Annotated in this window: 26 protein-coding genes; 15 read left to right on the top strand and 11 right to left on the bottom strand. The window is 60.2% G+C overall.

Going from position 1 to position 21,878, the window contains the following annotated elements:
• Nucleotides 1-15 precede the first annotated feature (15 nt).
• Nucleotides 16-1,029, top strand: coding sequence for an adenosine kinase (locus tag DXY30_RS11865; protein ID WP_115095119.1), 1,014 nt, complete (start codon nt 16-18; stop codon nt 1,027-1,029).
• Here the strand turns inward: DXY30_RS11865 and cutA are convergent.
• Both cutA and DXY30_RS11855 read right to left on the bottom strand, forming a co-directional pair.
• Nucleotides 998-1,348 (bottom strand): divalent-cation tolerance protein CutA, encoded by a 351-nt coding sequence (gene cutA, locus DXY30_RS11860; RefSeq protein ID WP_244281393.1) that lies wholly within the window; start codon nt 1,346-1,348, stop codon nt 998-1,000. The two genes, DXY30_RS11865 and cutA, sit on opposite strands and share 32 nt — an antisense overlap.
• A complete protein-coding gene (locus DXY30_RS11855; RefSeq protein ID WP_115095118.1) occupies nt 1,335-2,126 on the bottom strand; it encodes a precorrin-6A/cobalt-precorrin-6A reductase in 792 nt (263 codons plus the stop codon). The genes cutA and DXY30_RS11855 overlap by 14 nt, the downstream gene beginning before the upstream one ends.
• 29 nt (nt 2,127-2,155) lie before the next feature.
• Here DXY30_RS11855 and DXY30_RS11850 point away from each other — a divergent pair, with 29 nt between their 5' ends.
• Nucleotides 2,156-2,614, top strand: a complete 459-nt coding sequence (locus DXY30_RS11850; RefSeq protein WP_115095117.1) for a single-stranded DNA-binding protein — start codon at nt 2,156-2,158, stop codon at nt 2,612-2,614.
• Between the two features lie 29 nt (nt 2,615-2,643).
• On the opposite strand, the gene DXY30_RS11845 is transcribed toward DXY30_RS11850, so the two are convergent.
• Complete coding sequence (locus DXY30_RS11845; protein ID WP_115095116.1) at nt 2,644-2,832, bottom strand: hypothetical protein; 189 nt, start codon at nt 2,830-2,832, stop codon at nt 2,644-2,646.
• Nucleotides 2,833-2,901: 69 nt separating this feature from the next.
• Here DXY30_RS11845 and DXY30_RS11840 point away from each other — a divergent pair, with 69 nt between their 5' ends.
• Genes DXY30_RS11840 through DXY30_RS11830 form a run of 3 tightly spaced genes read left to right on the top strand, consistent with a single transcriptional unit; the run spans nt 2,902 to nt 5,391 of the window.
• Entirely contained in the window at nt 2,902-3,444 is a 543-nt protein-coding gene (locus tag DXY30_RS11840; protein ID WP_115023977.1) for a DUF2854 domain-containing protein, read from the top strand.
• A 3-nt stretch (nt 3,445-3,447) separates the two neighbouring features.
• Complete coding sequence (argB, locus tag DXY30_RS11835; RefSeq protein WP_115023979.1) at nt 3,448-4,329, top strand: acetylglutamate kinase; 882 nt, start codon at nt 3,448-3,450, stop codon at nt 4,327-4,329.
• Nucleotides 4,330-4,332: 3 nt separating this feature from the next.
• Entirely contained in the window at nt 4,333-5,391 is a 1,059-nt protein-coding gene (locus DXY30_RS11830) for a DUF3153 domain-containing protein (protein WP_115095115.1), read from the top strand.
• Here DXY30_RS11830 and priA read toward each other — a convergent pair whose 3' ends face one another.
• Complete coding sequence (gene priA / locus DXY30_RS11825; RefSeq protein WP_115095114.1) at nt 5,392-7,638, bottom strand: primosomal protein N'; 2,247 nt, start codon at nt 7,636-7,638, stop codon at nt 5,392-5,394.
• A gap of 304 nt (nt 7,639-7,942) precedes the next feature.
• Between priA and rpoD the strand changes: the two genes are divergently transcribed.
• Nucleotides 7,943-9,307: an RNA polymerase sigma factor RpoD gene (gene rpoD / locus DXY30_RS11820; protein ID WP_115095113.1), complete on the top strand. Its 1,365-nt coding sequence runs from the start codon at nt 7,943-7,945 to the stop codon at nt 9,305-9,307.
• 192 nt (nt 9,308-9,499) lie between these two features.
• On the opposite strand, the gene DXY30_RS11815 is transcribed toward rpoD, so the two are convergent.
• Nucleotides 9,500-9,967: a hypothetical protein gene (locus DXY30_RS11815; RefSeq protein ID WP_115095112.1), complete on the bottom strand. Its 468-nt coding sequence runs from the start codon at nt 9,965-9,967 to the stop codon at nt 9,500-9,502.
• A gap of 138 nt (nt 9,968-10,105) precedes the next feature.
• Here DXY30_RS11815 and hemC point away from each other — a divergent pair, with 138 nt between their 5' ends.
• Entirely contained in the window at nt 10,106-11,059 is a 954-nt protein-coding gene (gene hemC / locus DXY30_RS11810) for a hydroxymethylbilane synthase (RefSeq protein WP_115095111.1), read from the top strand.
• On the opposite strand, the gene DXY30_RS11805 is transcribed toward hemC, so the two are convergent.
• Nucleotides 11,060-11,581, bottom strand: coding sequence for a L,D-transpeptidase (locus DXY30_RS11805; RefSeq protein WP_244281392.1), 522 nt, complete (start codon nt 11,579-11,581; stop codon nt 11,060-11,062). It abuts the gene before it with no gap.
• Between the two features lie 133 nt (nt 11,582-11,714).
• Between DXY30_RS11805 and DXY30_RS11800 the strand changes: the two genes are divergently transcribed.
• On the top strand, nt 11,715-12,593 hold the full coding sequence (locus DXY30_RS11800; protein WP_115095110.1) for a hypothetical protein: 879 nt from the start codon (nt 11,715-11,717) through the stop codon (nt 12,591-12,593).
• 56 nt (nt 12,594-12,649) lie between these two features.
• On the opposite strand, the gene DXY30_RS11795 is transcribed toward DXY30_RS11800, so the two are convergent.
• Complete coding sequence (locus tag DXY30_RS11795; protein ID WP_115023992.1) at nt 12,650-13,237, bottom strand: inorganic diphosphatase; 588 nt, start codon at nt 13,235-13,237, stop codon at nt 12,650-12,652.
• 47 nt (nt 13,238-13,284) lie between these two features.
• Entirely contained in the window at nt 13,285-14,808 is a 1,524-nt protein-coding gene (locus DXY30_RS11790) for a carboxypeptidase M32 (protein ID WP_115095109.1), read from the bottom strand.
• A 62-nt stretch (nt 14,809-14,870) separates the two neighbouring features.
• Between DXY30_RS11790 and DXY30_RS14615 the strand changes: the two genes are divergently transcribed.
• Nucleotides 14,871-14,999, top strand: a complete 129-nt coding sequence (locus DXY30_RS14615) for a hypothetical protein (protein ID WP_256359558.1) — start codon at nt 14,871-14,873, stop codon at nt 14,997-14,999.
• Nucleotides 15,000-15,004: 5 nt separating this feature from the next.
• Here DXY30_RS14615 and DXY30_RS11785 read toward each other — a convergent pair whose 3' ends face one another.
• A complete protein-coding gene (locus DXY30_RS11785; protein WP_115095108.1) occupies nt 15,005-15,412 on the bottom strand; it encodes a thiol-disulfide oxidoreductase DCC family protein in 408 nt (135 codons plus the stop codon).
• On the opposite strand from DXY30_RS11785, the gene DXY30_RS11780 reads away from it, so the two are divergent.
• Genes DXY30_RS11780 through DXY30_RS11760 form a run of 5 tightly spaced genes read left to right on the top strand, consistent with a single transcriptional unit; the run spans nt 15,411 to nt 17,960 of the window.
• Nucleotides 15,411-16,082, top strand: coding sequence for a secondary thiamine-phosphate synthase enzyme YjbQ (locus DXY30_RS11780; RefSeq protein WP_115095107.1), 672 nt, complete (start codon nt 15,411-15,413; stop codon nt 16,080-16,082). The genes DXY30_RS11785 and DXY30_RS11780 overlap by 2 nt on opposite strands.
• Nucleotides 16,083-16,093: 11 nt before the next feature.
• A complete protein-coding gene (locus tag DXY30_RS11775; protein WP_115095106.1) occupies nt 16,094-16,303 on the top strand; it encodes a hypothetical protein in 210 nt (69 codons plus the stop codon).
• A gap of 43 nt (nt 16,304-16,346) precedes the next feature.
• Entirely contained in the window at nt 16,347-16,637 is a 291-nt protein-coding gene (locus DXY30_RS11770) for a 4a-hydroxytetrahydrobiopterin dehydratase (RefSeq protein ID WP_115095105.1), read from the top strand.
• A gap of 19 nt (nt 16,638-16,656) precedes the next feature.
• Nucleotides 16,657-17,760 (top strand): GTP-binding protein, encoded by a 1,104-nt coding sequence (locus DXY30_RS11765; RefSeq protein WP_115095104.1) that lies wholly within the window; start codon nt 16,657-16,659, stop codon nt 17,758-17,760.
• 17 nt (nt 17,761-17,777) lie between these two features.
• Nucleotides 17,778-17,960 carry a hypothetical protein gene (locus DXY30_RS11760; RefSeq protein ID WP_115024002.1) on the top strand — a complete coding sequence of 61 codons (183 nt, stop codon included), beginning with the start codon at nt 17,778-17,780 and terminating at the stop codon, nt 17,958-17,960.
• Nucleotides 17,961-18,047: 87 nt separating this feature from the next.
• Here the strand turns inward: DXY30_RS11760 and DXY30_RS11755 are convergent, their stop codons facing one another.
• Nucleotides 18,048-19,115, bottom strand: coding sequence for an ABC transporter ATP-binding protein (locus DXY30_RS11755; RefSeq protein WP_115095204.1), 1,068 nt, complete (start codon nt 19,113-19,115; stop codon nt 18,048-18,050).
• 246 nt (nt 19,116-19,361) lie between these two features.
• On the opposite strand from DXY30_RS11755, the gene DXY30_RS11750 reads away from it, so the two are divergent.
• Nucleotides 19,362-20,930, top strand: a complete 1,569-nt coding sequence (locus tag DXY30_RS11750) for an iron ABC transporter permease (RefSeq protein ID WP_170951251.1) — start codon at nt 19,362-19,364, stop codon at nt 20,928-20,930.
• Here DXY30_RS11750 and DXY30_RS11745 read toward each other — a convergent pair.
• Complete coding sequence (locus tag DXY30_RS11745) at nt 20,907-21,878, bottom strand: metallophosphoesterase (protein WP_115095202.1); 972 nt, start codon at nt 21,876-21,878, stop codon at nt 20,907-20,909. The two genes, DXY30_RS11750 and DXY30_RS11745, sit on opposite strands and share 24 nt — an antisense overlap.

The raw sequence follows: 21,878 nt of genomic DNA, 5'->3' as shown, positions 1-21,878 counted from the left end.
GTCTTCACAGCACCGATGTCGCCTGAGACCCGTTTCCCCAGCACCTGCAATCTCGATGTCGTTGGCATCGGCAACGCGATCGTGGATGTTCTGGTCCAGACGGACGACAGCTTCATCTCTGACAACGGCCTCCAGAAAGGAGGCATGGCGTTAATCAATGAACAACAGGCCGAGACCCTCTACAAGGCGAGCGGTCCTGGCCTTGAGACCTCCGGTGGATCTGTCGCCAACACCATGGTCGGGATCGCCCAGCTCGGAGGTCGCGCTGGTTTTATCGGTCGTGTCCGTGACGACCAGCTCGGCACCATTTTCAGCCACGACATCAGAGCCGTTGGTGCACGCTTTGAAACCCCAGCGGCCACCAGCGGAGCCACAACAGCGCGCTGCCTGATTTACGTCACGCCCGACGCGGAGCGGACCATGTGCACCTTCCTGGGAGCCTCCACCCAGCTGGAGCCGGAGGATCTCGATCTGTCGATGGTCAAGCAGGCCAAAGTGCTCTATCTGGAGGGGTACCTCTGGGACAGCCCAGCCGCCAAGCGAGCCTTTATCGCCGCCGCAGAAGCCTGCCGAGAATCAGGAGGACAGGTGGCCCTCTCCCTATCGGATGGCTTCTGCGTGGATCGGCACAGGGAGAGTTTCCTCGAGCTGGTCAATGGCCATGTGGATGTGCTGTTCGCCAACGATGTCGAGATTCAGTCGCTCTACGAAACCGAGGATTTCGATCAGGCCCTCGACCGGGTCCGCGGCTGCTGCTCGGTCATCGCGATCACCCGTGGAGCCCAGGGATCCGTCGTGCTGAGTGGAGATCAGCGCTGGAATATTGGCATCTTCGGCCTGGGCGACCTGGTGGACACCACAGGAGCAGGCGACCTCTATGCCGGGGGATTTCTGCATGCCTTCACCCAGGGCGAGTCCCTCGAACGCTGTGGTCAACTTGGTGCTCTCTGCGCTGGTCAAATCGTGACGCAACTGGGGGCACGCTCCCAGGTCTCCCTCAAGCAGCTGGCGGCGACGCATCTGAACTGAGCTCAGCCAGGGCCCAAGCCCCATAGGCCGGTGAAGCGGTCACCGGCCAGCTCAACCACTCGGGTGTGTCGTAGCTGTGCAGTTCTGACACAGCCAAGCGAAGCGCCTCCAGATGTTGGGCGGAGGTCTTCATCAGCAGTTGGACCTCATGGGAATGCTCCAAGGCCCCCTCCCAGCGGTAGAAAGACTGAACGGGGTGAATGGAGACACACGCCACAAGATGGCACTCCAGCAAGACCTCAGCCAGCTGTTGGGCGCGCTCGGCGTTCGCTTCCGTGGTGAGGGCAAGCACCAGCCCACTCGCTTCAATCTCGCTCAAGCCGATCCAACAGGGTGCTCACATCCTCGACACAAGCCATGCCAACGGGGGGGGACGGACGGCGCAACAACACCAAGTTCAGCCCCAGCTCTGTTGTGAGTTGATGCCATAGCTGTTCCGTCACACCACCAGATTGGCGGCACAGCACCACGCCGATGCCCCAGCGTTGGCAGAGGGCCCGCTCGATCGCCCCCGGCACCTTCCCCTGCAGGGGACGCACCACGGCGAGATGATCCGGGGGCAGACCGGCCCGCAGGGCTGCGCGCAATCCATCAGGGGACGGAAGCGCACGGCCATAGGGGATGGCTCCAGCGCGGCGTACAGCAGCAGCCATCGCCGGAAGATGGCGACCCCCAATAGCCAGCAGCAGGTGCTGGCCCTGGAGCGGCTGCACTGCCAATGCCTCGGCATCAGCCACCAGGGAGGCACCTCCAAGCAGTTCGCTGCGACGCTCATAACGCAGCAGCGGTTGGTCCAACGCGGCACAGGCAGTGACCAGGGAATGGCTGATCTGAGCTGCAAAGGGATGCGTGGCATCCACCACCCAACGAAAAGGCCCGGCCTGCTGCAGAGCGGCAATGATTCCGCCAACACCTTGCAGGGCACCGATCGAGATCCGCTCCAGCGGCAGTCCCGCGTAAGCCTTCGCCGCACTTGAAGTCACCACGCTCACGCTCACACGCCAGTTGAAGCGGGAGAGCTCCTGCACCAAGCGCGGCCCCTCACCGGTTCCAGCCAGCAACAGGACACGACGCTGGTCATTCGCGGGCCCTTGCATCAGGATGTGCGCCGACACCAGCTCAAGCCATGAACCATTGCGTGCTCGAAGTGGAGGTGATCGACGCACCGACGGTTCGATACACCCAAGACAACCAGACTCCCATTGCGGAGATGGCCGTGCGCTTTGCCCCCCTGCGGGAGGGTGATCCGCCAGGCGAATTGAAGGTGGTTGGCTGGGGCAACCTGGCCCAGGAGCTACAGAACCGTGTGCAGACAGGGCAGCGGCTGCTGATTGAAGGCCGGCTGCGGATGAACACCATGCCGCGGGGCGATGGCATGAAGGAGAAACGGGCTGAATTCACCCTGGCTCGGCTACATCCGATCGGCGCTGCTGCCACGGGTGCTCCCCCCGCCGGCACCCCCTCAGCCCCGGCCCCAGTACGACAGCCCCCCGCACCTGCGACGACGAAAGTGGCGAAAGAGCCAGAACCGGCCAGCTGGAATGCTGCGCCCCTGGTTCCCGACACTGACGACATTCCGTTCTGAATCAGAGAATGTTCTCGGTTCGGCGCGGTTCAACGATCGGCTTCGTCCTGCAGCTCTGAAGCTCGGGTGATCAGTTGCCCGAGCTCTCGCTCGAGGGCCGCCAAGTCAAGCCGGAGCTCGGGCCAACGACCGCCATCAATCTGCTGCAACAACCAGCTGCGATCGCGATCGAGCTGCTCGAGCAGATCGTCCATGCCGGTCGACGATGGATCAGGCATCTAGCTCGAGACAGTGGATCTCCATCCTGATGGCCTAGAGGTCAAAATGACGATCAAGCCAAGGCCTTCATGAAGGATTTCTTCTCCCCCGGCAGCCTCGTCACCATCGCCGGAGGCGTGCTGACAGTGATCGGTGCCACCGCTTACGCAACGGGAAGCGCCAACCTCAGCCTGCCCACAATTTTCTATGGAATTCCCATCTTGTTGGGGGGACTGGCCCTGAAATCCTCGGAGCTGCCACCCGCTATCCGGGTGACACCCATCAAGACCTTCCAAAAAGAGCGGGAAGCAGCAGCCCCTGAACTGGGCAAGCTTCTCGGGGATGTGACGCGCTGGCGCTACGGCCAGAAGGCCCATCTGGAGTCGTCGCTCGAAGCGCTCAAGCTCTGGGACGAGGACACCCCGCCGCAGTTGGAGGAGATCGAAGAGCTGCATTCCGACGCTGGCTATGGCCTGCGGCTGCGTTTTCTGCTGGGAGCCGTTCCCCTCGAACGCTGGCAAGAGCGGCAGGAGCGTCTCGGGCGTTTCTTCGCCAAGGGAATGCGAGCGGAACTCAAGGAACTGGATGAGCAGCGGCTGGATGTTGTTCTGCTTCCAGCGGGTGAGGCATAAGCCATGGCCCAGTCCACCCAGAACAACGATGACGCCCTCAGGGTGTCAGTGCTCAGCGAAGCCCTTCCTTATATCCAGCGTTTCGCCGGACGGCGCATCGTGATCAAGTACGGCGGAGCGGCCATGGCCCATTCCGAACTGCGTGCTGCCGTCTTTCGCGATCTGGCTCTGCTTGCCTGTGTTGGGGTCCAACCCGTTGTGGTTCATGGCGGCGGGCCGGAAATCAACCAGTGGCTGCAGCGTCTGGAAATTCCAGCCGAATTCCGCGACGGATTGCGCGTCACTGACGCCGACACGATGGATGTGGTGGAGATGGTGCTGGTGGGTCGCGTCAACAAACAGATCGTGAATGGGCTCAATCAGCTCGGCACCCGTGCCGTTGGCTTGAGCGGAAGTGACGGAAGCCTGGTCGAGGCTCGCCCCTGGGGGGACGGCAGCCATGGGCTCGTGGGGGACGTTGCTCGTGTCAATCCCGATGTGCTGGAACCGCTGCTGGAGAAGGGCTACGTGCCCGTCATTTCCAGCGTTGCCGCAACCCCCGATGACGGGCGAGCCCACAACATCAATGCCGACACAGTGGCGGGAGAACTGGCGGCGGCCCTGGAGGCCGAAAAACTGATCCTGCTGACCGACACCCCCGGCATCCTCAAGGACCGAAACGATGCGGACTCCTTGATCCGCAAACTGCGCCTCTCAGAGGCGAGACAGTTGATCGAAGACGGCGTCGTCGCAGGAGGCATGACCCCAAAAACGGAATGCTGCATCCGCGCCTTGGCGCAAGGCGTCGCAGCCGCCCACATCATTGACGGCAGGGTTCCCCACGCCCTGTTGCTCGAAGTCTTTACGGACGCTGGCATCGGCACCATGGTTGTGGGACGCGGCTGAAGGGTGAGCGAAAAAGACTCAGGACTGGACCTTTCCGAAGCGGAGGCAGCCCTCGAGCGCGGGGACTATGGACAGTGCCTGGATCTGCTCCTCCCCCTAGCGGAAACCCACCCGCCCAACAGTCCCGAGGGGCCCCGGCTGCGTTACTTGATGATCACCGCCTGGATGGGGCAGGGGCAGGACGACAAGGCCATCGCCACCTGTCGTCTGCTCAGTCGCTGCCGAGATCCCAAGTTGCGCCAGCAAGCGCAACAACTACTCGAGATTCTCGAGGCCCCCAGCCTGGATCGTCCGGAACGCTGGTCGATGACGATGCCGCAACTGGAGATGAATGCCTCCGGCAGCGGGCAGCCGAGCACCATGCGACGGCGGCGCTCCCGGCGCCCCGAACCACCGCCACCGCCACCGACGGGGCCGACGCGACCACCGGCGGCCGGATTCGCCGTGCTGGTCCTGGCGGTTCTGCTGGGGATCACTCTGCTGTTGAGTGGCTGTGTACGGATCCAGGCCGATCTCGAGCTTCGCGGTCCGGATCGACTGGCCCTCACCTGGGACGTACAGAGCACCCAGGAACGCTCGCTGCCCTGGCAAGACCAGTTTGAACGCAATTTGGAACGGGAGGTGTCCGGGCTGAAGATCAAGCAGTCGGGGCCTGGACACCAGCACATCAGTAGCGGCGTTGCGTCATCGCATGATCTGGCGAAACAGATGGCCGCTGTGGTTGAGGTGGCTGGCCGCGCGGCGGGAATTTCTCTCCCTGCACCGGTGCTCAAGCTCGAGGAACGCAACTGGCTGCTGGGGGTGCAGCAGCACTTGCAACTGATCGTCGACCTCAGCGATTTGCCCGAGATTCCTGGGCTGGAGCTGCATCTAAGCCTCAACCATGGGCGGATTCAAAGCACAGCGCATTCCGGAACAACCACAGAGATCAACTGGCGGGGCTGGCGGTGGAATCCTCTCGGCCTTGGTGGGCTGGTGATTCTGATGCTGCTGACGTCCAGCATGCTCCTGCAGGTCGTGCGGAGGAAGCTGGGCTTTGGCTTCCCGGAACTGCCCTCTTGATCAAAGCTGCTGCGGATCAGGATCCACGGTGAGCGCCACACCCCTGGGCAAGCCATCCCAGAGGTCCTGCCCAGGAGGCAACGGGAGAGAGGAACCCGCCGGTCCATGCAAGAGCAGCTGCCATCGGCTCCGTCCTGCCACGCGAGCCACCGGGGCAGGGGCAGGCCCCAGCAGCCACCAACTCTGGCTCTGACACATCGGCCGGATCCGCTCAGCAAGAACCGCTGCCGCCGTTGCTGTTTTGCTGGGGGAATCTCCAGACAGCCGCAACAGACAAGCGCGACTGAAGGGCACCAAGCCGGCCTCCTTCCGAAGAGCCACTTCCTGAGCAAGGAACGCCTCATAACGTCCATCCACCAGGTGTTGAATCACCGGATGCTCCGGGGTGTACGTCTGGACAAGCACCTGTCCCGGTCGCTCGCCCCGGCCAGCTCGGCCCGCCAACTGCAACAACAACTGCAGCGCCTGCTCCCCTGCGCGGAGGTCGGGGCGATGCAGCAGCCCATCCGCCGCGAGCACCGCCGCCAGGGTGACCCGCGGCAGATCCATACCCTTGGCCAGCATCTGCGTGCCAATCAAGACATCCGCCTCCCCGGCTCCAAAGCGGTCCAGCAGGCGTCGATGACCATCACGCCCCCCGGTGGAATCCCGATCGAAACGGAGCAAGCGAAGGCCTTCAAGTTCCTGAGAGAGGAGTTCCAACACCTTCTGCGTCCCCGCTCCAAAGGGTTTGAAGGCCGTGGAACCACAGTGACTGCAACGGCTCTCCAGCTCCGCACGATGGTCACACCAATGGCATCGCAGCCACTGGTGTCCAGCTTGTCCACGGTGGACGGTGAGAGCCACATCGCAATGGGGGCACATCACCACCTCGCCGCAACTGCGGCAGCTCAAAAAAGGGCTGTACCCCCGACGTGGCACCAAAACCACCGCCTGTTCGCCCTGCTCTGGCAGCGCCGCAAGACGGTCCATCAAGGCACGACTCACCAGACGCTTGTGCCCTTCAGCCAGCTCATGGCGCATGTCAATCACATGCACAGGAGGTAGGGCCTGCCGCGAAATGCGCTGGGTCAAACGCACCAAGGTCAAGGCACCCTCGGAGCCAGATTGAACCCAACTCTCAAGCGACGGTGTGGCACTGCCCAGCACAAGCCGTGCCTTTTGCATCACGACCCGATCCAAGGCCAAGTCGCGGGCGTGATAGCAGGGCATCGGAGCGTCTTGCTTGTAGGAGCTGTCGTGCTCCTCATCAAGAACGATCAACCCAAGCGGCTTTAAGGGAACAAACACGGCGGAGCGAGTTCCAACAACCACCAATGGCTGTTCCGCAGAAAGACAGCGGCGCCAGGTCCGGACCCGCTCAGCGTCACCACAACCGCTGTGGTACTCCACGACGCGTGAGCCGAAGCGTTTACGGCAGCGATCGACGAGTTGGGGAATCAAACCGATCTCTGGAGTCAGCAACAAGACATGGCAGCCCCGCTCCAGCTCCTGGGCAGCGAGTTGGAGGTACACCTCGGTCTTGCCGGAACCCGTAATTCCCCACAGCAACAGACCACGCCCCGGAGACAGCTGTTGGTAGGCATCGACCACGGCATGCTGCTCAGCGGTCAAAGCCTGGGGATGCTCCCGGATATCAGCACCCGCATCGACCTTGTCCTCAGCCCGCCGCCGCTCACGCACCAGGTAACCCTGTTGAACCAGGGGGGGCAGCAAATGAGCACCAAACCCACTAGCCACAAGATCCCGTTGCCAGCCGCCACCGCCTTGGGCCTTCAACCAAGCCAGAAGTTCCCGCTGGCGGGGGCTGAGTTGGTCCGCGTCATCGAGGGGATCACAGCCCTGCACCCACCACATCTGACGTCCTCCCGCCAGCGAGCGCTGACCTGCCTGACCAATCCATCCCGCCGGCAGAGCCGCCTTCAACGTCCGAAAGGCGCTCAGGTGGCAACGGTCCGCCACCCCCTCCAACCAGCTGTACCAATCAGGATCGACAGCAGCCCGCTGTAGGAGTGCTTCCACCGGCTGCAGTTCTGGGGGTTCATCCGCTCCCCACTCCCGCTCCGCGACCACCAACCCATGCATGGCACGACCCCTGAGGCGCACCCGCACAAGGTCTCCTGGCATCAATCCCATGGCGGGATCAGCGGAGTAACTGAAGGACCGCCCCTCCCGCCCGGCCTCAAGCCAGACATCAACGCAGCGCCTCGGATGCGACAGGACCTTGCAAACTTCGGAAGACTTCATTAACGTGGACAGGTTGGTCGTTTTCTGCCAACCCTGCGCTCGATCCAGAGGGAAGACACAGAGTCTGAAGTCAAGGCCTTGTCCTTGCCACTTTGACCGGTCTGAGACCACCCCGGGCAGCACAGACAATTAGTCCAAGCGTTTCGTCGACTCGCGGACACCACCATCAGCCCATGATCTCCGTCTCAGCGTCAGCTGCGTCGTTCTCTCCCGTTTTGACAGGAGATCAGGCTTTTTTGGCCTGAGCCTTTGGTGTGATGTTGCCGCTTTTTCGTCCCCCCTTCATCCGACTTCGACTTTCACCATGACCCCAGCTGCCACCAAAGCTGCCAAGCCGGACATCGTTCTTCTGGCCAATGCTGACGGCACAGTGAAGGAAGTCTCCAGCAAAGAATCCAAAAAAGCCCCTGCGCGCCGCCGAGCCAGCAAGTCAAGCGCGAAGGACCTGAGCGCCGCGGCAGATGAACTGCTCGCAGCAGCGGATCAGGCCAAGTCTTCCGGAACAACGAAGAAAGCAGCCGCCAAAACCACCAAGGCAAAAACCACCACAAAGAAAGCAGCAACCGCCAAGAAGACCACGACCAAGGCAGCAACAGCTAAGAAATCCACCACCAAGGCAGCTACCGCTCAACCAACAGCTGAAGAGAAGGCCAAAACAGCCGCTGCCGAGAAGGAAGCCAAGGCCAAAGCCCTGGCCAGCATCAAAATCGGCCCCAAAGGCGTTTACACCGAAGACTCCATTCGGGTCTATCTGCAGGAAATCGGACGGATCCGCCTGCTGCGTCCCGACGAAGAGATCGAACTCGCTCGCAAAATCGCGGATCTCCTCTACCTAGAAGAGCTGGCGTCTCAATTTGAAAGCGACAACGGCAGGGAACCCGACAAAAAAGAATGGGCCGCGTTGGTTGAGATGCCGCTCATCCGCTTCCGCCGTCGCTTAATGCTGGGCCGACGGGCCAAGGAAAAAATGGTGCAATCCAACTTGCGCCTCGTTGTCTCGATTGCCAAGAAGTACATGAATCGGGGCCTGAGTTTTCAGGATCTGATTCAGGAGGGCAGCCTTGGCCTGATTCGAGCAGCTGAAAAGTTCGACCACGAAAAGGGCTACAAGTTCTCCACCTACGCCACCTGGTGGATTCGTCAGGCAATCACGCGAGCGATCGCTGACCAGAGCCGCACCATTCGCCTACCGGTTCACCTCTACGAAACGATCTCCAGGATCAAGAAAACCACCAAGGTTCTCTCCCAGGAATTCGGTCGTAAGCCAACGGAAGAGGAAATCGCTGAATCGATGGAAATGACCATCGAGAAACTGCGGTTCATCGCCAAGAGTGCCCAGCTACCGATCTCGCTCGAGACCCCCATCGGCAAAGAAGAGGATTCCCGTCTGGGCGATTTCATCGAAGCAGACATCGAAAACCCCGAACAAGACGTCGCCAAGAACCTGTTACGTGAAGACCTCGAGGGAGTTTTGGCAACCCTCAGCCCCCGCGAGCGCGATGTGCTTCGCCTCCGCTACGGATTGGACGACGGACGCATGAAAACCCTTGAGGAAATCGGCCAGATTTTCGATGTGACCCGCGAAAGGATCCGTCAGATCGAAGCCAAGGCCCTGCGCAAGCTGCGCCATCCCAACCGCAATGGGGTGCTCAAGGAATACATCAAGTAGGTCACAAACCCGAGGCTGTCATCGAACAGTCTTGGGAGTAATACATAAGTACATTCCCCCTAGCTCAAAGCCCCGATGGGCTCCTATAACGATCTTGAGGGAATTGAGACGCCCTCCTCACACGGAAGAGATCAAACCTCAGTCTGAGACTGAGGTTTTCCTTTGGGAGGAAATAAAAATTCGGTGCATCAGTTACGAAGGGCTTTCGAAGGTCTCCGTGAATTCCTGAAAGGCACGCTTCAAGCGCTCCACCGGTGTCTCCTCAAGAGGACATTCCTGACGCGTCTCCAAGGCATAGGCCTGGAGAAGACGGGGATCTGGCTCAAGCACAGAGGCGACTGCCGCCTTGAACAGCACAAGGTTGTGCTGGGACGTCAGCCCCGCCAGGTAAGGCTGAAGCACCCAGCGCAGCTGACCATCCTCCGGAGGTTTTACAGCCGAGCGAACCAGACGCGGCCGGAGCAACTGGTAGGCGTGGTCACCATCACGATCGGTGGTGTGCCGAAGCCGCGCCATCAAGACGTCACCACTGCACAGCAAGATCAAACGAATGCATCCCTCGGCCACCAAGGGGAGCATGGTGTCCTGCTCCTGGGGTTCAGGGGCAACCGAGCCGATCGCTCCCACCTGACGAACGCCATTCACAACGGGGCCTGGCATGAGGGTCCTACGCAGCAGACGAATGTTACGCGTTCTTCACATAGGCGGGCTTCTCTTTCGAAGCTTCACAACCTCAAGCGTGCCAATCCATGGAGACCTGCCCAAAAGCGTAGGCTGGTCGGCTGATTCGCCTTGTACATGGCCCTCACCGAACTGCGCATCGCCTCACGACGCAGCCAGCTGGCCATGGTGCAGACCAATTGGGTCAAAGCGGAACTGGAAAAGGCCCATCCAGGCTTAAAAATCACCGTGGAAGCCATGGCGACCCAGGGCGACAAAATCCTGGATGTTGCCCTGGCCAAGATCGGCGACAAAGGCCTGTTCACGAAGGAACTGGAAGCCCAGATGTTGGTGGATCGTGCGGACATCGCCGTCCACTCCCTGAAAGACCTTCCCACCAACCTTCCTGAGGGGCTGATGCTCGGCGTCATCACCGAGCGGGAAGACCCGGCTGATGCACTGGTCGTGAATGCCAAAAACCAGGCCTACAAGCTCGACACGCTTCCTGAAGGATCTGTGGTGGGAACCAGCTCCCTGCGGCGCCTGGCCCAGCTGCGTCACCACTACCCCCACCTGATCTTCAAGGACGTGCGGGGGAACGTGATCACCCGGCTGGAGAAGCTGGACAGCGGCGATTACGACTGCCTGATCCTCGCTGCAGCAGGTCTTGGCCGCCTGGGCTTTGCCGATCGGATCCACCAACTGATCCCCGGCGACATCTCCCTGCACGCCGTTGGCCAGGGAGCACTGGGCATTGAATGCGTGGAGGGCAAGCCTGAAGTTATGGAGGCAATCAAGGTGCTGGAGCACATGCCCACCTCCCAGCGCTGCCTGGCCGAACGCGCTTTTCTGCGGGAATTGGAGGGCGGCTGTCAGGTTCCCATCGGGGTGAACACCCGCTTCGAAGGCGATCAACTGATCCTTATAGGCATGGTGGCCAGCCTCGACGGCAAACGCTTGATCCGCGACCAAGCCAGCGGCCCCGCCAGCGACCCCGAAGCCATCGGCCTCTCCCTCGCCCACACCCTCAAAGATCAGGGTGCAGGAGAGATCCTCAAAGAGATCTTCGACACCGTTCGCCCCGAAGCCTGATCAACTGCGAATCTCAAGGCGTGTTCCCACATCCACGGCTTCAAAAAGCTGCCGGATGTGGCTATTGAGCATGCGCACGCAGCCAAGGCTGACGGCAGCACGAATCTGAACCCAATGCGGCCACGCCGTTCCATGGATTCCAAATTCACCACGCCCATTGCGGTGAAAGGCCATGTAGCGATCGCCGATGGGGCTGCTGGGCCCGCGCAATTCGCGCCGCTGGCCTGACTTGTTCGTCACATAGATGGGATTGACTTTCTTGGTGAGAATGGCGAACTCCCCCCTAGGGGTGGGCGTCTTGGGATCTCCGATCGCTACCGGCCACGATCCAAGCCGCTGGCCACCCCGAACAAGAGAGATCTGTCGCTTGCTGAGGTCGAGAACGATGCGCGACTCCCGCGGAACACGCTGCAACGCCACTTCAGCGGCATCAGCAGAAAGCGACGGCAACAGGGATCCAGCCAACACACCGCCCAAGAGCGCTGGAAACAACGACCACTTCATGAGACGCACAAGACCCATTCGTCTCAACCTATTCATCGCTGCGCGAAAAAACCGCAGCAGCAAGTGGCCAAGCCAAACTCTTCAGATTCTTTTTGGTCTCAAGCGTGAGACCGGCGGTCTAGAGGTACCCTTCTCCAACTCTCTTTCCTGCGTGTTGACCACCACGGCGATCGCACCGGCACGGCCAACCCTTCTCGACGGCAATGCCCTCAGCCAGGAGGTCCAGTCGATCAGTTTTCGCTTCTCCGACCTCCTCAACAACCGCAGAACCTTCCTTGCCGCTGCCTGGACGCTGCGTCGACGGGGGATCATTTGCCTACGTGAAGCGGCACCTCCTGAACTGATCGCATCGATCAACAGAGATGTTGGCGAGCTGCTCGAAGAAATCGAATCAGGAGATCACGGTCGCCTCGCCTCCCTGGCCTATCTCAATCTTCCCGATCACCGTGTGCTGAAGGGCTACAACCAGTTCCGGGATGCGGATCGGGCCGTCATCAACTACCGGGTTAAACGCCCCGATGGCCGCAGCGGCAGCGATGCGGGAATGATCGACATCTTTCATCCAGAGCGCCTCTCAGAAAGCCTGAACTCCAGCATCCGACAGTGTCTTCAGGAATCCATGATTCAGCGGTTGCTTCTGGCAAGCAGCTTCAATCGTCTGCGGGTGAAGTGCCGCAATCTCTACATCAACAGGGGTGTTCAGGACACGCGCAGCTACCACTGCGATGGACGCTCCCTGAAATTCAAATCCTTCGTTTACCTCAGTGATGTGCAATCGCTGGCCGATGGGCCCTATTGCTTTGTGCCCAAGTCCCAACGCCGACGACGGCTCTGGTGGCGCAATGCCCGCTACAACAAACGCCACGGTCTGGGACCGTTTGAATTCAGTCAGCTCCAAGGGGCTGAAGCCATCGCCTTGTATGCCAAGGCGGGAGACATGGTGCTCTCATCGCAGCGCGGCGCCCACTGCGGTCACCCGCAGCACCCCCAGGCACGCCGTGCCGTCCTCGTGAACATGTTCCAGCGCTGAGACATAAAAAAGGCGGGGAAATCCCCCGCCCGATCACCAGCCGAAAACTGGATTGTTCAGTCCACCAGCTTGGGATCGATCTCAGCCATGTAGCGGGCCTCACAGCTCTTGATGATCTCAATGGCTTTTTCGGTTCCAAAGAAACCGTTCACAGTGCAGGTGCCAGGCTTCTTCAGATCCTTGTAGTGCTCCCAGTAATAGGTGGTCTCTTTCTTCCAGTGATCACCGAGATCTTCCCAGCTCTTGATGTGATCCATGCGCTTGTCATCGGCAAGAACAGCGATCACCTTGTCGTCAACTTCGCCACCGTCGTCGAAAGTCATGATCCCGATGATGCGGGCTTCCACAATCGAACCAGGAATCAAGGGCTCAGTGACACCAACAATCTCGATGTCGAGAGGATCACCGTCTTCATCCCAGGTGCGGGGAATGCATCCGTAGGCGAAGGGGTAAGCCAGAGAGGAGTAACCGACGCGGTCAAGCTTGAGATGGCCTGTTTCAGTGATCAGCTCGTACTTGTTGATCGTGTTGGAGTTGAGCTCCACGATCGTGTTGAGACGAAGTTCGGCTTCATCAGCGAAGGCCGGCAGCACGTGCAGCAGGTTGGGCATGCTGCGGCTGGGTGCCTGATCGAGGTTGGCCATAAACGGCGATGGACAGCGCGGCGCATCCTACGGGCCGCCTCGGCCAATCAAACCTGTAGAGGCTGGGACGCCTGGTGCAAGCGATCAAGTTTGCTCTCCAAATAGCCCAGGAAGGCTTCAGTGCTCAAGGGGCGACCGCTCACTTTTTCAACCAATTGCTCCGCATTCACACTCCGTCCCAGCGGGTGCACATGCTCACGAAGCCAATCCAGTAGGGGCGTGACATCACCGCGATGCACATGGTCTTCTGGAGCACCGATGGCCTCCGTCATCGCTTCACTCAATTGCGCACTGATCAGGTGCCCCAACAGGTACGACGGGAAATAGCCAAACAGCCCTTCGCTCCAGTGCACATCCTGCAGACATCCCTCCGCATCATTCATGGGGCGAACCCCCAAGAGATCCCCATAACGCGTGTTCCACTCGCCGGGAAGATCCTTCACAGCCAAGCCCTTCTCGAGCAATGCGATCTCGAGCTCAGTGCGGATCAGGATGTGTAAGCCGTAGCTGAGTTCATCAGCTTCAACGCGGTTTAAGCCTGGCGAGATGGGGTTCATGGCCTGCCACATGTCCTGGGCACAGGTGAAGGGAGCTCCAGCCTGAGCAAAACGGGTCCACCACTGCTCCGCGAACGGACGACTCCGGGCAACGCGGTTCTCCCAGAACAACGACTGACTTTCATGAACGGCCATCGAGGTGGCCTGACCCAGCGGCCAGGCAAACCACTGATGGCTCTGGTCCGGGAGCCCTTGTTCATAGAGGGAGTGTCCCCACTCATGAGCGGTGGCCAGAAAGCACGACAACGGCTGACCTGGCACCACACGCGTGGTGATCCTGTAATCCGCCGGTCCCAACGTGATGGAGAAGGGGTGGGGAGAGCGGGCCATACAGGTGATGGCGGAGTTGCGGCCCCAGGCCTGCAGGAGCGCGTCACAGAGATGCTGCTGGCTCGACTCCTCGAGATCCCAGTCCGCAGATCGTGGGCGTGGGCGGGTGGATGCCTGAGTGACCAATTGCGGCAACCGTTGTCTTAACGGAGCAAACAGAGCCTCGAGACGCTCAAGCCGGAGGTCCGGTTCGAAGGGTTGAGCCAGGGTTTCCCAACACGATCGAAGCTCATCCAGCTGATTGGCCTGCTCCTGGCGCAGGTCAATCAACGTCTGAAGCGCCGGTGCAAAAAGACTGAAATCAGACGCTGCTCGAGCCTGCTGCCACAAGTTGTACCCCTTGGCTTTGGCCATCGCCAGTGCAGCGACCAGGGCTGGATCGAGAGCCTGCTGCCTGCACAGGTCCTGCTCCAGCAAATCCAAATTGCGGCCCTGCTCGGGGCATCGTTCACCGGAGTTCCAATGCTGACGCGCTGAAGCCAGCAAATCCGCGTAGGCCGCGGAGCTCTGACGTGCATGAAGCTGGGTCGCCAGAAGCGTGAGCTGCTCACCTCGCCAGGGCGCACCACCAGAGGGCATGCGGGTGTTTTGATCCCAATACAGGGTGCTCTGAATCGAACCCAGCAACTGTGTTTCACGCAAATGGGCTCCTAGCTGCCCCCAAGCCGTTGCGGCAGAAGCCATCTCGCTCTCCTTTCAATCAATTTAACGACTCTGGGGGTGGCATCGAAGCTGCGATGCAGGGCATGGTGAAGCAGTTCAGTCTTCCTGCATCGATGCGCCGACTGATGCTGCGCGCAGCCTTTGGGCTCGCCCTTCCCATGGCTCTTTGGCCGCTCAAACTGATCTATCGACAGCCATCGACCATCCAGTAAGCCGGTCAATTCAACTCACATCGACCTCGGCACAGGGTCTCCAAATCCGCTCGCCCCGTGATCTGAAGCCGGCGGGACGCCCAAATCCCATAGATCCAATCGACCACGCCGCCGATCAACGGCCAGCGGGTGGGTGCGTACAACCACCCCAGGCCAATCAGGCGGTACGCCTCACGGAAGACGGCCACATCCCGGAGCACCTCCCCAGAGCCCGCAATGGCATGAATGCGGCCCATGGCCACCCGGTAGCTGATGCCGGCATGGGCTTCAGGGTCGTAATCCGCAGCATCGATATCGACAAATTCCAGCCTGCCCTGACAGTCACGCCGCTGCAGAAACCGAACTTCGCGCATACACAACGGACATCCTCCGTCGAAAAGAAGGGTCAGTTCGGGGGCAGAGGGACTGGCCATGGACTCAGGCGGTGCTGCAGCACGCAAAGTAAGGAGAGAACGCTGGAGAGCGGTAGTTGTGCAGCAGATCCTGCATCAGATTTCAGTTCAAACCCCTGGCAGGGGATTCACCCGTCTGGACGGTCGGCTGAATGCCTGGATCCGCAGCACGGGGCTCGACCAAGGTGTGCTGCACCTCACCTGCATGCACACGAGCGCAAGCCTCACGATCAACGAGAACGCTGATCCAAGGGTGCTGCACGACCTTGAGGCATGGATGGCCGATGCCGTTCCGGAACATCGCAGATATCTCCATGACGACGAAGGAGCGGATGACATGCCGGCCCACATCCGAACCGCACTCACCAGCCAGACCCTCAGCCTGAGCGTCAGTGGACGACAGCTGCTGCTGGGCACCTGGCAAGCCGTGTACCTCTGGGAACACCGCAGCGCTGCTCACAACAGAACGATCGCCTGCCACCTTTTCGGCGAACCATCCAGCATCACAGCACCTCGTTCCACGACGCAGAACGCCTCAGCCAACCCTCAAACCCTGTTGAGTCTTCGCAATGCGGAACGGATGAATCAAGCCATTCAGGCACGACATGACCCCAATGCCTGGGAAACAGATAACGGCATCGATACAGACACCGATCTGATGATTGATCGATTGCATGACCTAAGCGACTGAAGATCAGCTCCATGACATTTCTTAAGGCTCGGAGGATTGTTGTCCTCAGCGGTTTGATCATCCTGTTCTGGATTTGGATCGATCCAGCATTTGCAGTCGTGCTGGGGATCATTTCGATCGCGGTTCTGAGCGTTGCCAACCTCCATCCCAAACCGCGTTGGCTCCAAAAATTCTGGGCCTATTGCATTGATCTGGGGCAGCACGACAGGGAGCTCCCTTAGGGGCCACGATCCCGCCACGATGGAGGGGTGTATCAGAGATCGCATGACGGTTGAACGTCTCGACGCCACTCAGCAATCGGCGCTTGCCACAGAACTGCCCGATTGGAGTGTGCAGGGTGATCGGCTGCACCGCGATCTGCAATTCAAGAGCTTCGTGGAGGCGTTTGGATTCATGACAAAGGTGGCCCTCCTAGCCGAATCCAAAAATCACCATCCGAACTGGAGCAACGTCTACAACCGCGTGTCGATCGAGCTAACTACCCATGATCTTGGTGGCCTCAGCAGGCTCGATGTGGAACTGGCCACCGCAATCGACGAACTGTTGCCAGCATGAGTGCTGAGGGTCCTTGCGCATGACCACTGCACCAGCCACCTCCAACGTCCCCGTCACGATTCTCAGCGGTTTCCTCGGAGCAGGGAAGACCACGCTGCTGAACCACATCCTGACCAATCAGCAGGGGGTAAAGACCGCGGTGCTGGTGAACGAATTCGGCGAAATCGGAATCGACAACGATCTGGTCGTCACCACCGATGAAGACATGGTGGAGCTGAGCAACGGTTGCATCTGCTGCTCGATCAACGACGAACTGATGGAGGCAGTTGAACGGGTCATGGAGCGCCCTGAACCTCTCGACTACATCGTCGTCGAAACCACCGGTCTGGCCGATCCCCTGCCGGTTGCGATGACTTTTCTCGGCAGTGAACTGCGGGATCAGACCCGCCTTGATTCGATCATCACGTTGATCGATGCAGAAAACTTCGATGAGGTCGTGCTCGAGACGGAAGTTGGCCGAGCCCAGGTGATTTATGGCGACATCCTGCTGCTGAACAAGTGTGATCTCGTCTCCGAGGAGCGGCTTGAGGCCGTTGAGCAGAAACTCAGAGACGTCAAGAACGATGCCCGCATCCTGCGATCAGTAAAAGGGGATGTCCCCCTGGCCTTGCTGCTCAGTGTCGGCCTGTTCGAATCCGACAAGGTGAGTGCCCCCGCCGACGATCCGAGCCTGAATCACAGCGACGACGAACACAGCCACCACGAACACAGCCATGGCCACAGCCATCACCACGACCATGGGCACGACCACGGTCATCACCACGACCACAGCCATCACCATGACCACAGCCATGGTGATCACGCGGATCATCAGGCGATCGAGGGATTCACCTCCGTGTCCTTCCAGAGTGATGGACCTTTCTCCTTGCGAAAGTTCCAGAACTTCCTCGACAACCAAATGCCCCAGGAGGTGTTCAGAGCCAAGGGAATCCTTTGGTTCAACGAAAGCGAACGACGCCATGTGTTCCATCTGGCAGGCAAACGGTTTTCCATCGACGACACCGACTGGACCGGTGATCGCAAGAACCAATTGGTGCTGATTGGCCGTGACATCGACCACAAGACCCTGCGGAAGCAACTCCAGGCTTGTGTGGCACCTGATGCTGGAAAAGGTTTCAGCTGATTCAGCAGAACCCATGAATGCTGCTTATTGTGCGTGCCATGGAAGACACCTCAATGGTCGAACCTCTGTTGCTCGGAACAGTCTTTGTTCTCGCAAGTCTGTTGTTGTGGCTTCTGGCTGACTCTGATGACGACAACGGTGGAGGCGGCCTGAGACAGCCTGTCCTTGTACCTATTCCTGTCCGTCATCACCAACGCTGAACACGTCGACAGCTCTTACTTAATCCCCCACTGAGATGGGGGATTTTTTATTGAAATGCGCTGCCACCGCTACGGCCGCTCCTCGGCTCAGCTCACGTCGGCATGCGAAAGAAGTGTGACTCTGGCCCCATCCCGGAACGTGAGCCGGCAACGGGTTTGTGGAGGATGCTCCTGATCAATCGGACAGTGGGCACGGACCAATACATCGGCGATTCGGATTCGGTATTCCCATGCATCGCCCAGAAATTCACGCCCCAGAACACTGGCCTCTCCTTCGGCATCAGCGATGACATTGATGTCGTGAGGGTCTACCAGAACACAACAATCACCGGATGCTCGGCGGTCAGCAAACACCATGGGCTTCGCTTCATCCAGATCGCCCAGCAGACAGGACAACTGCCCTCGCTCCCGCGACTGAACGGGAATCAAGTTGCGTTGAAGCACGAAGGAGCCAACAAACGGCGTCGCCGGTGATCGCACAATGTCCTGAGGAGAGGCGCATTGATGCAAAACGCCATCCCTCATGACAGCGACGCGATCGCAGATCGCCAAGGCTTCTCCCGGATCATGGGTGACGATCACGCCGCTGGCGCCACAGGCGTCCAGCACAGAAGCGAGCTCACTTCGCAGTCGCAGCCTAACCTCCACATCCAGACTGGAAAAGGGCTCATCCAGGAGCACAACCCTTGGAGCTGGGGCCAAGGCTCGCGCCAAGGCCAGCCGTTGACGCTGACCACCGGACAGCTGGTGCGGGTAACGCTGCTCCAACCCATGCAACCCCAGCAACTCAAACAGCCAGGCCACCCGCTCAGGGTTGGGATTCCGCTGGGGCAGACCAAAACTGGCGTTCTGCCAGGCATTCAGATGAGGAAACAGCGCATAGTCCTGAAAGACCATGCCAACACCCCTGCGTTCTGGCTCCATCCATGCCCCTTCCCCAGCCACGGTGCGCTGGGCCAGCTTCACCGTGCCCCGCTGGGGGCGTTCAAAGCCAGCAATCAAGCGCAGCAGTGTGGTCTTACCGCAACCGGAGGGGCCGAGCAAACCCAGCAGCTCCCCTTGCGCCACTTGAAGATCGACCCCCTGAAGGGTCCAGCCCTCGGAAGCATTGCCGTAGCAATGCCAGACACCGTTCAACTCAACCGTCGGCTCCATCGGGAGCAGCTGTTCCACAGATCCAAGCAGCTTGGGAACGGACAGAGCTTATGAGTGTGCCAAATGATCGATGCCGGTGTGCGTTTTGCACATCCTGGACTGACCAACCATCAACGCCTTGTCCGCCATCGGACGCACTGATCGTTGGGATGAATGGTTTGCTGATCGTCTGCCTGACCCACCCCCTTTATCGCCAGACTCATTCCAGGGCAATGTCGCAACGACGGTGTCCGGCCCATCGCTGAATTGAAGTTGCTGACCAACCGGATTGTTCCAAGCCCAAGCCGGCTGGCCCTCTTTCTGCTCGCTTCGATCACAGCCCTGATTGCCATCTGGCCGGTGCTGACGTTGGTGCAGGAGGCCATCCAAACCCTGCAGAGCGGCTTCACCGATCTTGGCCCCGATGGGATGCGCCAGGTGCTGGGCACGATCAAGCTGCTCCTAGGAACAGCCACATTGGGCACCGTGCTGGGCACGACCAATGGATGGCTGCTGTGCAACTGCCGTTTTCCTGGCCGCCAATGGCTGCGGATTGCCCAGCTGATTCCGCTTGCAACACCGGCCTATCTGCTCTCAGCAACACTGATCGATCTGGGGAGTCGCCACAGCTGGACCATTCACGGCATGGGCTGGGGCATCACTGTCATGGCCTTGACGACCTACCCCTACGTGTTTCTGCTGAGCACAGAAAATTTCTCCGTCAGCGGCCGGCGTCAGCTGGAGGCGTGTCGCAGCCTGGGGGTCGGCCCCTGGTCAGCCTTCGGTCGTGTTGCCTTGCCGATCGCTCTTCCCGCGATCGGGGCCGGTGTCGCCCTGATGGGGATGGAAGTTGTCAATGAACTCGGTGCGGTTCAGCTCCTCGGGATACCAAGCCTCTCCGCAGGCATCCTCGAAACCTGGCAATCCGACGGCAATCCTTCTGGAGCCATCAGCTTGGCCTTGATCACGTTGGTGATCGTGCTGGGTTTGGTGATCTGTGAACGCAGCCTGCGCAGCCGCAGTCGGCGCTGGTGTGATGGGGTGGCCGGTGGAGATTCAACGGCCTGGCCCCTGAATGGACTACGGGCAGTGGTGGCTCAACTGCTGGCGATCATCCCTCCTGTGTTGAGCCTGGGAACCCCACTGCTATGGGCCGCCACAAACCTGGATCAGCTCCAAAACGGCTGGAACGACGATCTGATCAGCCTGAGTGGGCGCAGTCTCCTACTGGCCCTGGCTGCCGCCGTTATGGCGGTTGCAGCAGCTCTGGTGCTGGCCATCGCCAAACGCTGGTCTGATGCCCGATGGCTGAAAAGCCTCACCTTCCTGGCGGGAACGGGCTACGCGATCCCCGGCACCGTGCTGGCTCTAGCCCTGCTGCTCACCGGAGCCCCCTGGCAGGTCGCCCCGTTGCTTCTGCTCCTATGGGGATACAGCGACCGATTTCTGGCAGTAGCAAAAGGGGGGTTAGACGCTGCACTCGAGCGGATCAGCCCAAGCCTCGATGAAGCGGCCACGGGGATGGGTTCCCCGTGGCAAAGCGTGCTCCAACGGGTGCACTTGCCTCTGCTGCGCGGGCCTATCACCGTCGGCTTGTTGCTGGTCTTTGTCGACACAGTGAAAGAGCTTCCCCTGACCTTTGCCCTGCGGCCGTTCGACTTCGACACCCTCTCAGTGCGCGTGTTTCAATACGCCGGCGATGAACGGTTGGCCGAAGCACTGTTGCCGGCCCTGATGATCCTCGTGCTGGGGCTGATCGCCGCAATGGCTCTGGTGCCGACGCTGGATCACGCCTCCAGCAGGGACGAGTCGTCAACCCCGCAGCAACCTCTCTGAGGAATTGCGCTGGAGCTCCCCGGCACGGGTGTTGAGACGGAGAGGGAGTGTCGACCAGGACAGCGGGTGTCCCGTGGAAACGGCATAGGTGGTTTCCTTGATGTCTCCCCTCAACCCATCCATCTCCAACAACGTGAATGTCTGCTGAGCTGAAGTTCCACCGTCCAGCAAGCGCCGGGGGCCACTGCCCAGCGCACCGAGCTGGATGAGATCGAGCTGGCCACGGCGACCGGAGAACCAAGCGTGATGGTGACCACTGATGTAGCCCTGCACTCCGGCGTTCTCCATCAGGGCCTGGAGCGCGCTCCCCCGGTCCAATACCTCACCAGGGCGATCCTTGCCCAGACCAACACCGACCAGGGGCAAATGACCAACCACGAACCGTGCACGAGCGGTTTGTGCCTTCGTACTGGCCAACTGCTGTTGTGCCCAAACCAGCTGGTCCTCAGGAACACGGGCTGAGCTGGCATCCCAGACCAGCCAGAAGATCCCGTCCTGCAACACCGTGTAGCGAAAAGGGAACTGAGAGGCATCCACAAACGCCAATCCCAAGCGTGAACGGATCGGGGTCCAGAACCGGGAAACAGCGGCACGATCAGCCGGAAAATCCGGTGAACCGTCATGGTTCCCGATCGCCGGCAGCAGCGGGATGCCGGCCGTTTGAAGCCGCTGTAGAACCGACGTTTCGAACCCCCGCCACATCGCATCGAGCTGCAGGCCCGTGAGGCCTCGCATCTGGCCCGCGACCATGTCCCCTGCACACACGACCAGATCCGGCTGAAGGGCAATCAGCTGGTCCAGCCCCTGATCAACGGCAGGGATGTAACTGGTGGCTCCATAACTGCTGTTGAGATCACTAATCAAACCGACCCGTAGCGCCGCCCGCCTGGCAGCGCTCAAGGGCAGGGCCACGGCACTGAGACCGGTGCCAAGCACCAGCTGCAGCAT

Origin of the sequence: Synechococcus sp. UW106, assembly GCF_900474015.1 — a bacterium.
Classification (GTDB): Bacteria; Cyanobacteriota; Cyanobacteriia; order PCC-6307; family Cyanobiaceae; genus Parasynechococcus.
The sequence above is the reverse complement of the archived record's forward strand: the minus strand, read 5'-3'. Positions and strand labels throughout refer to the sequence as shown.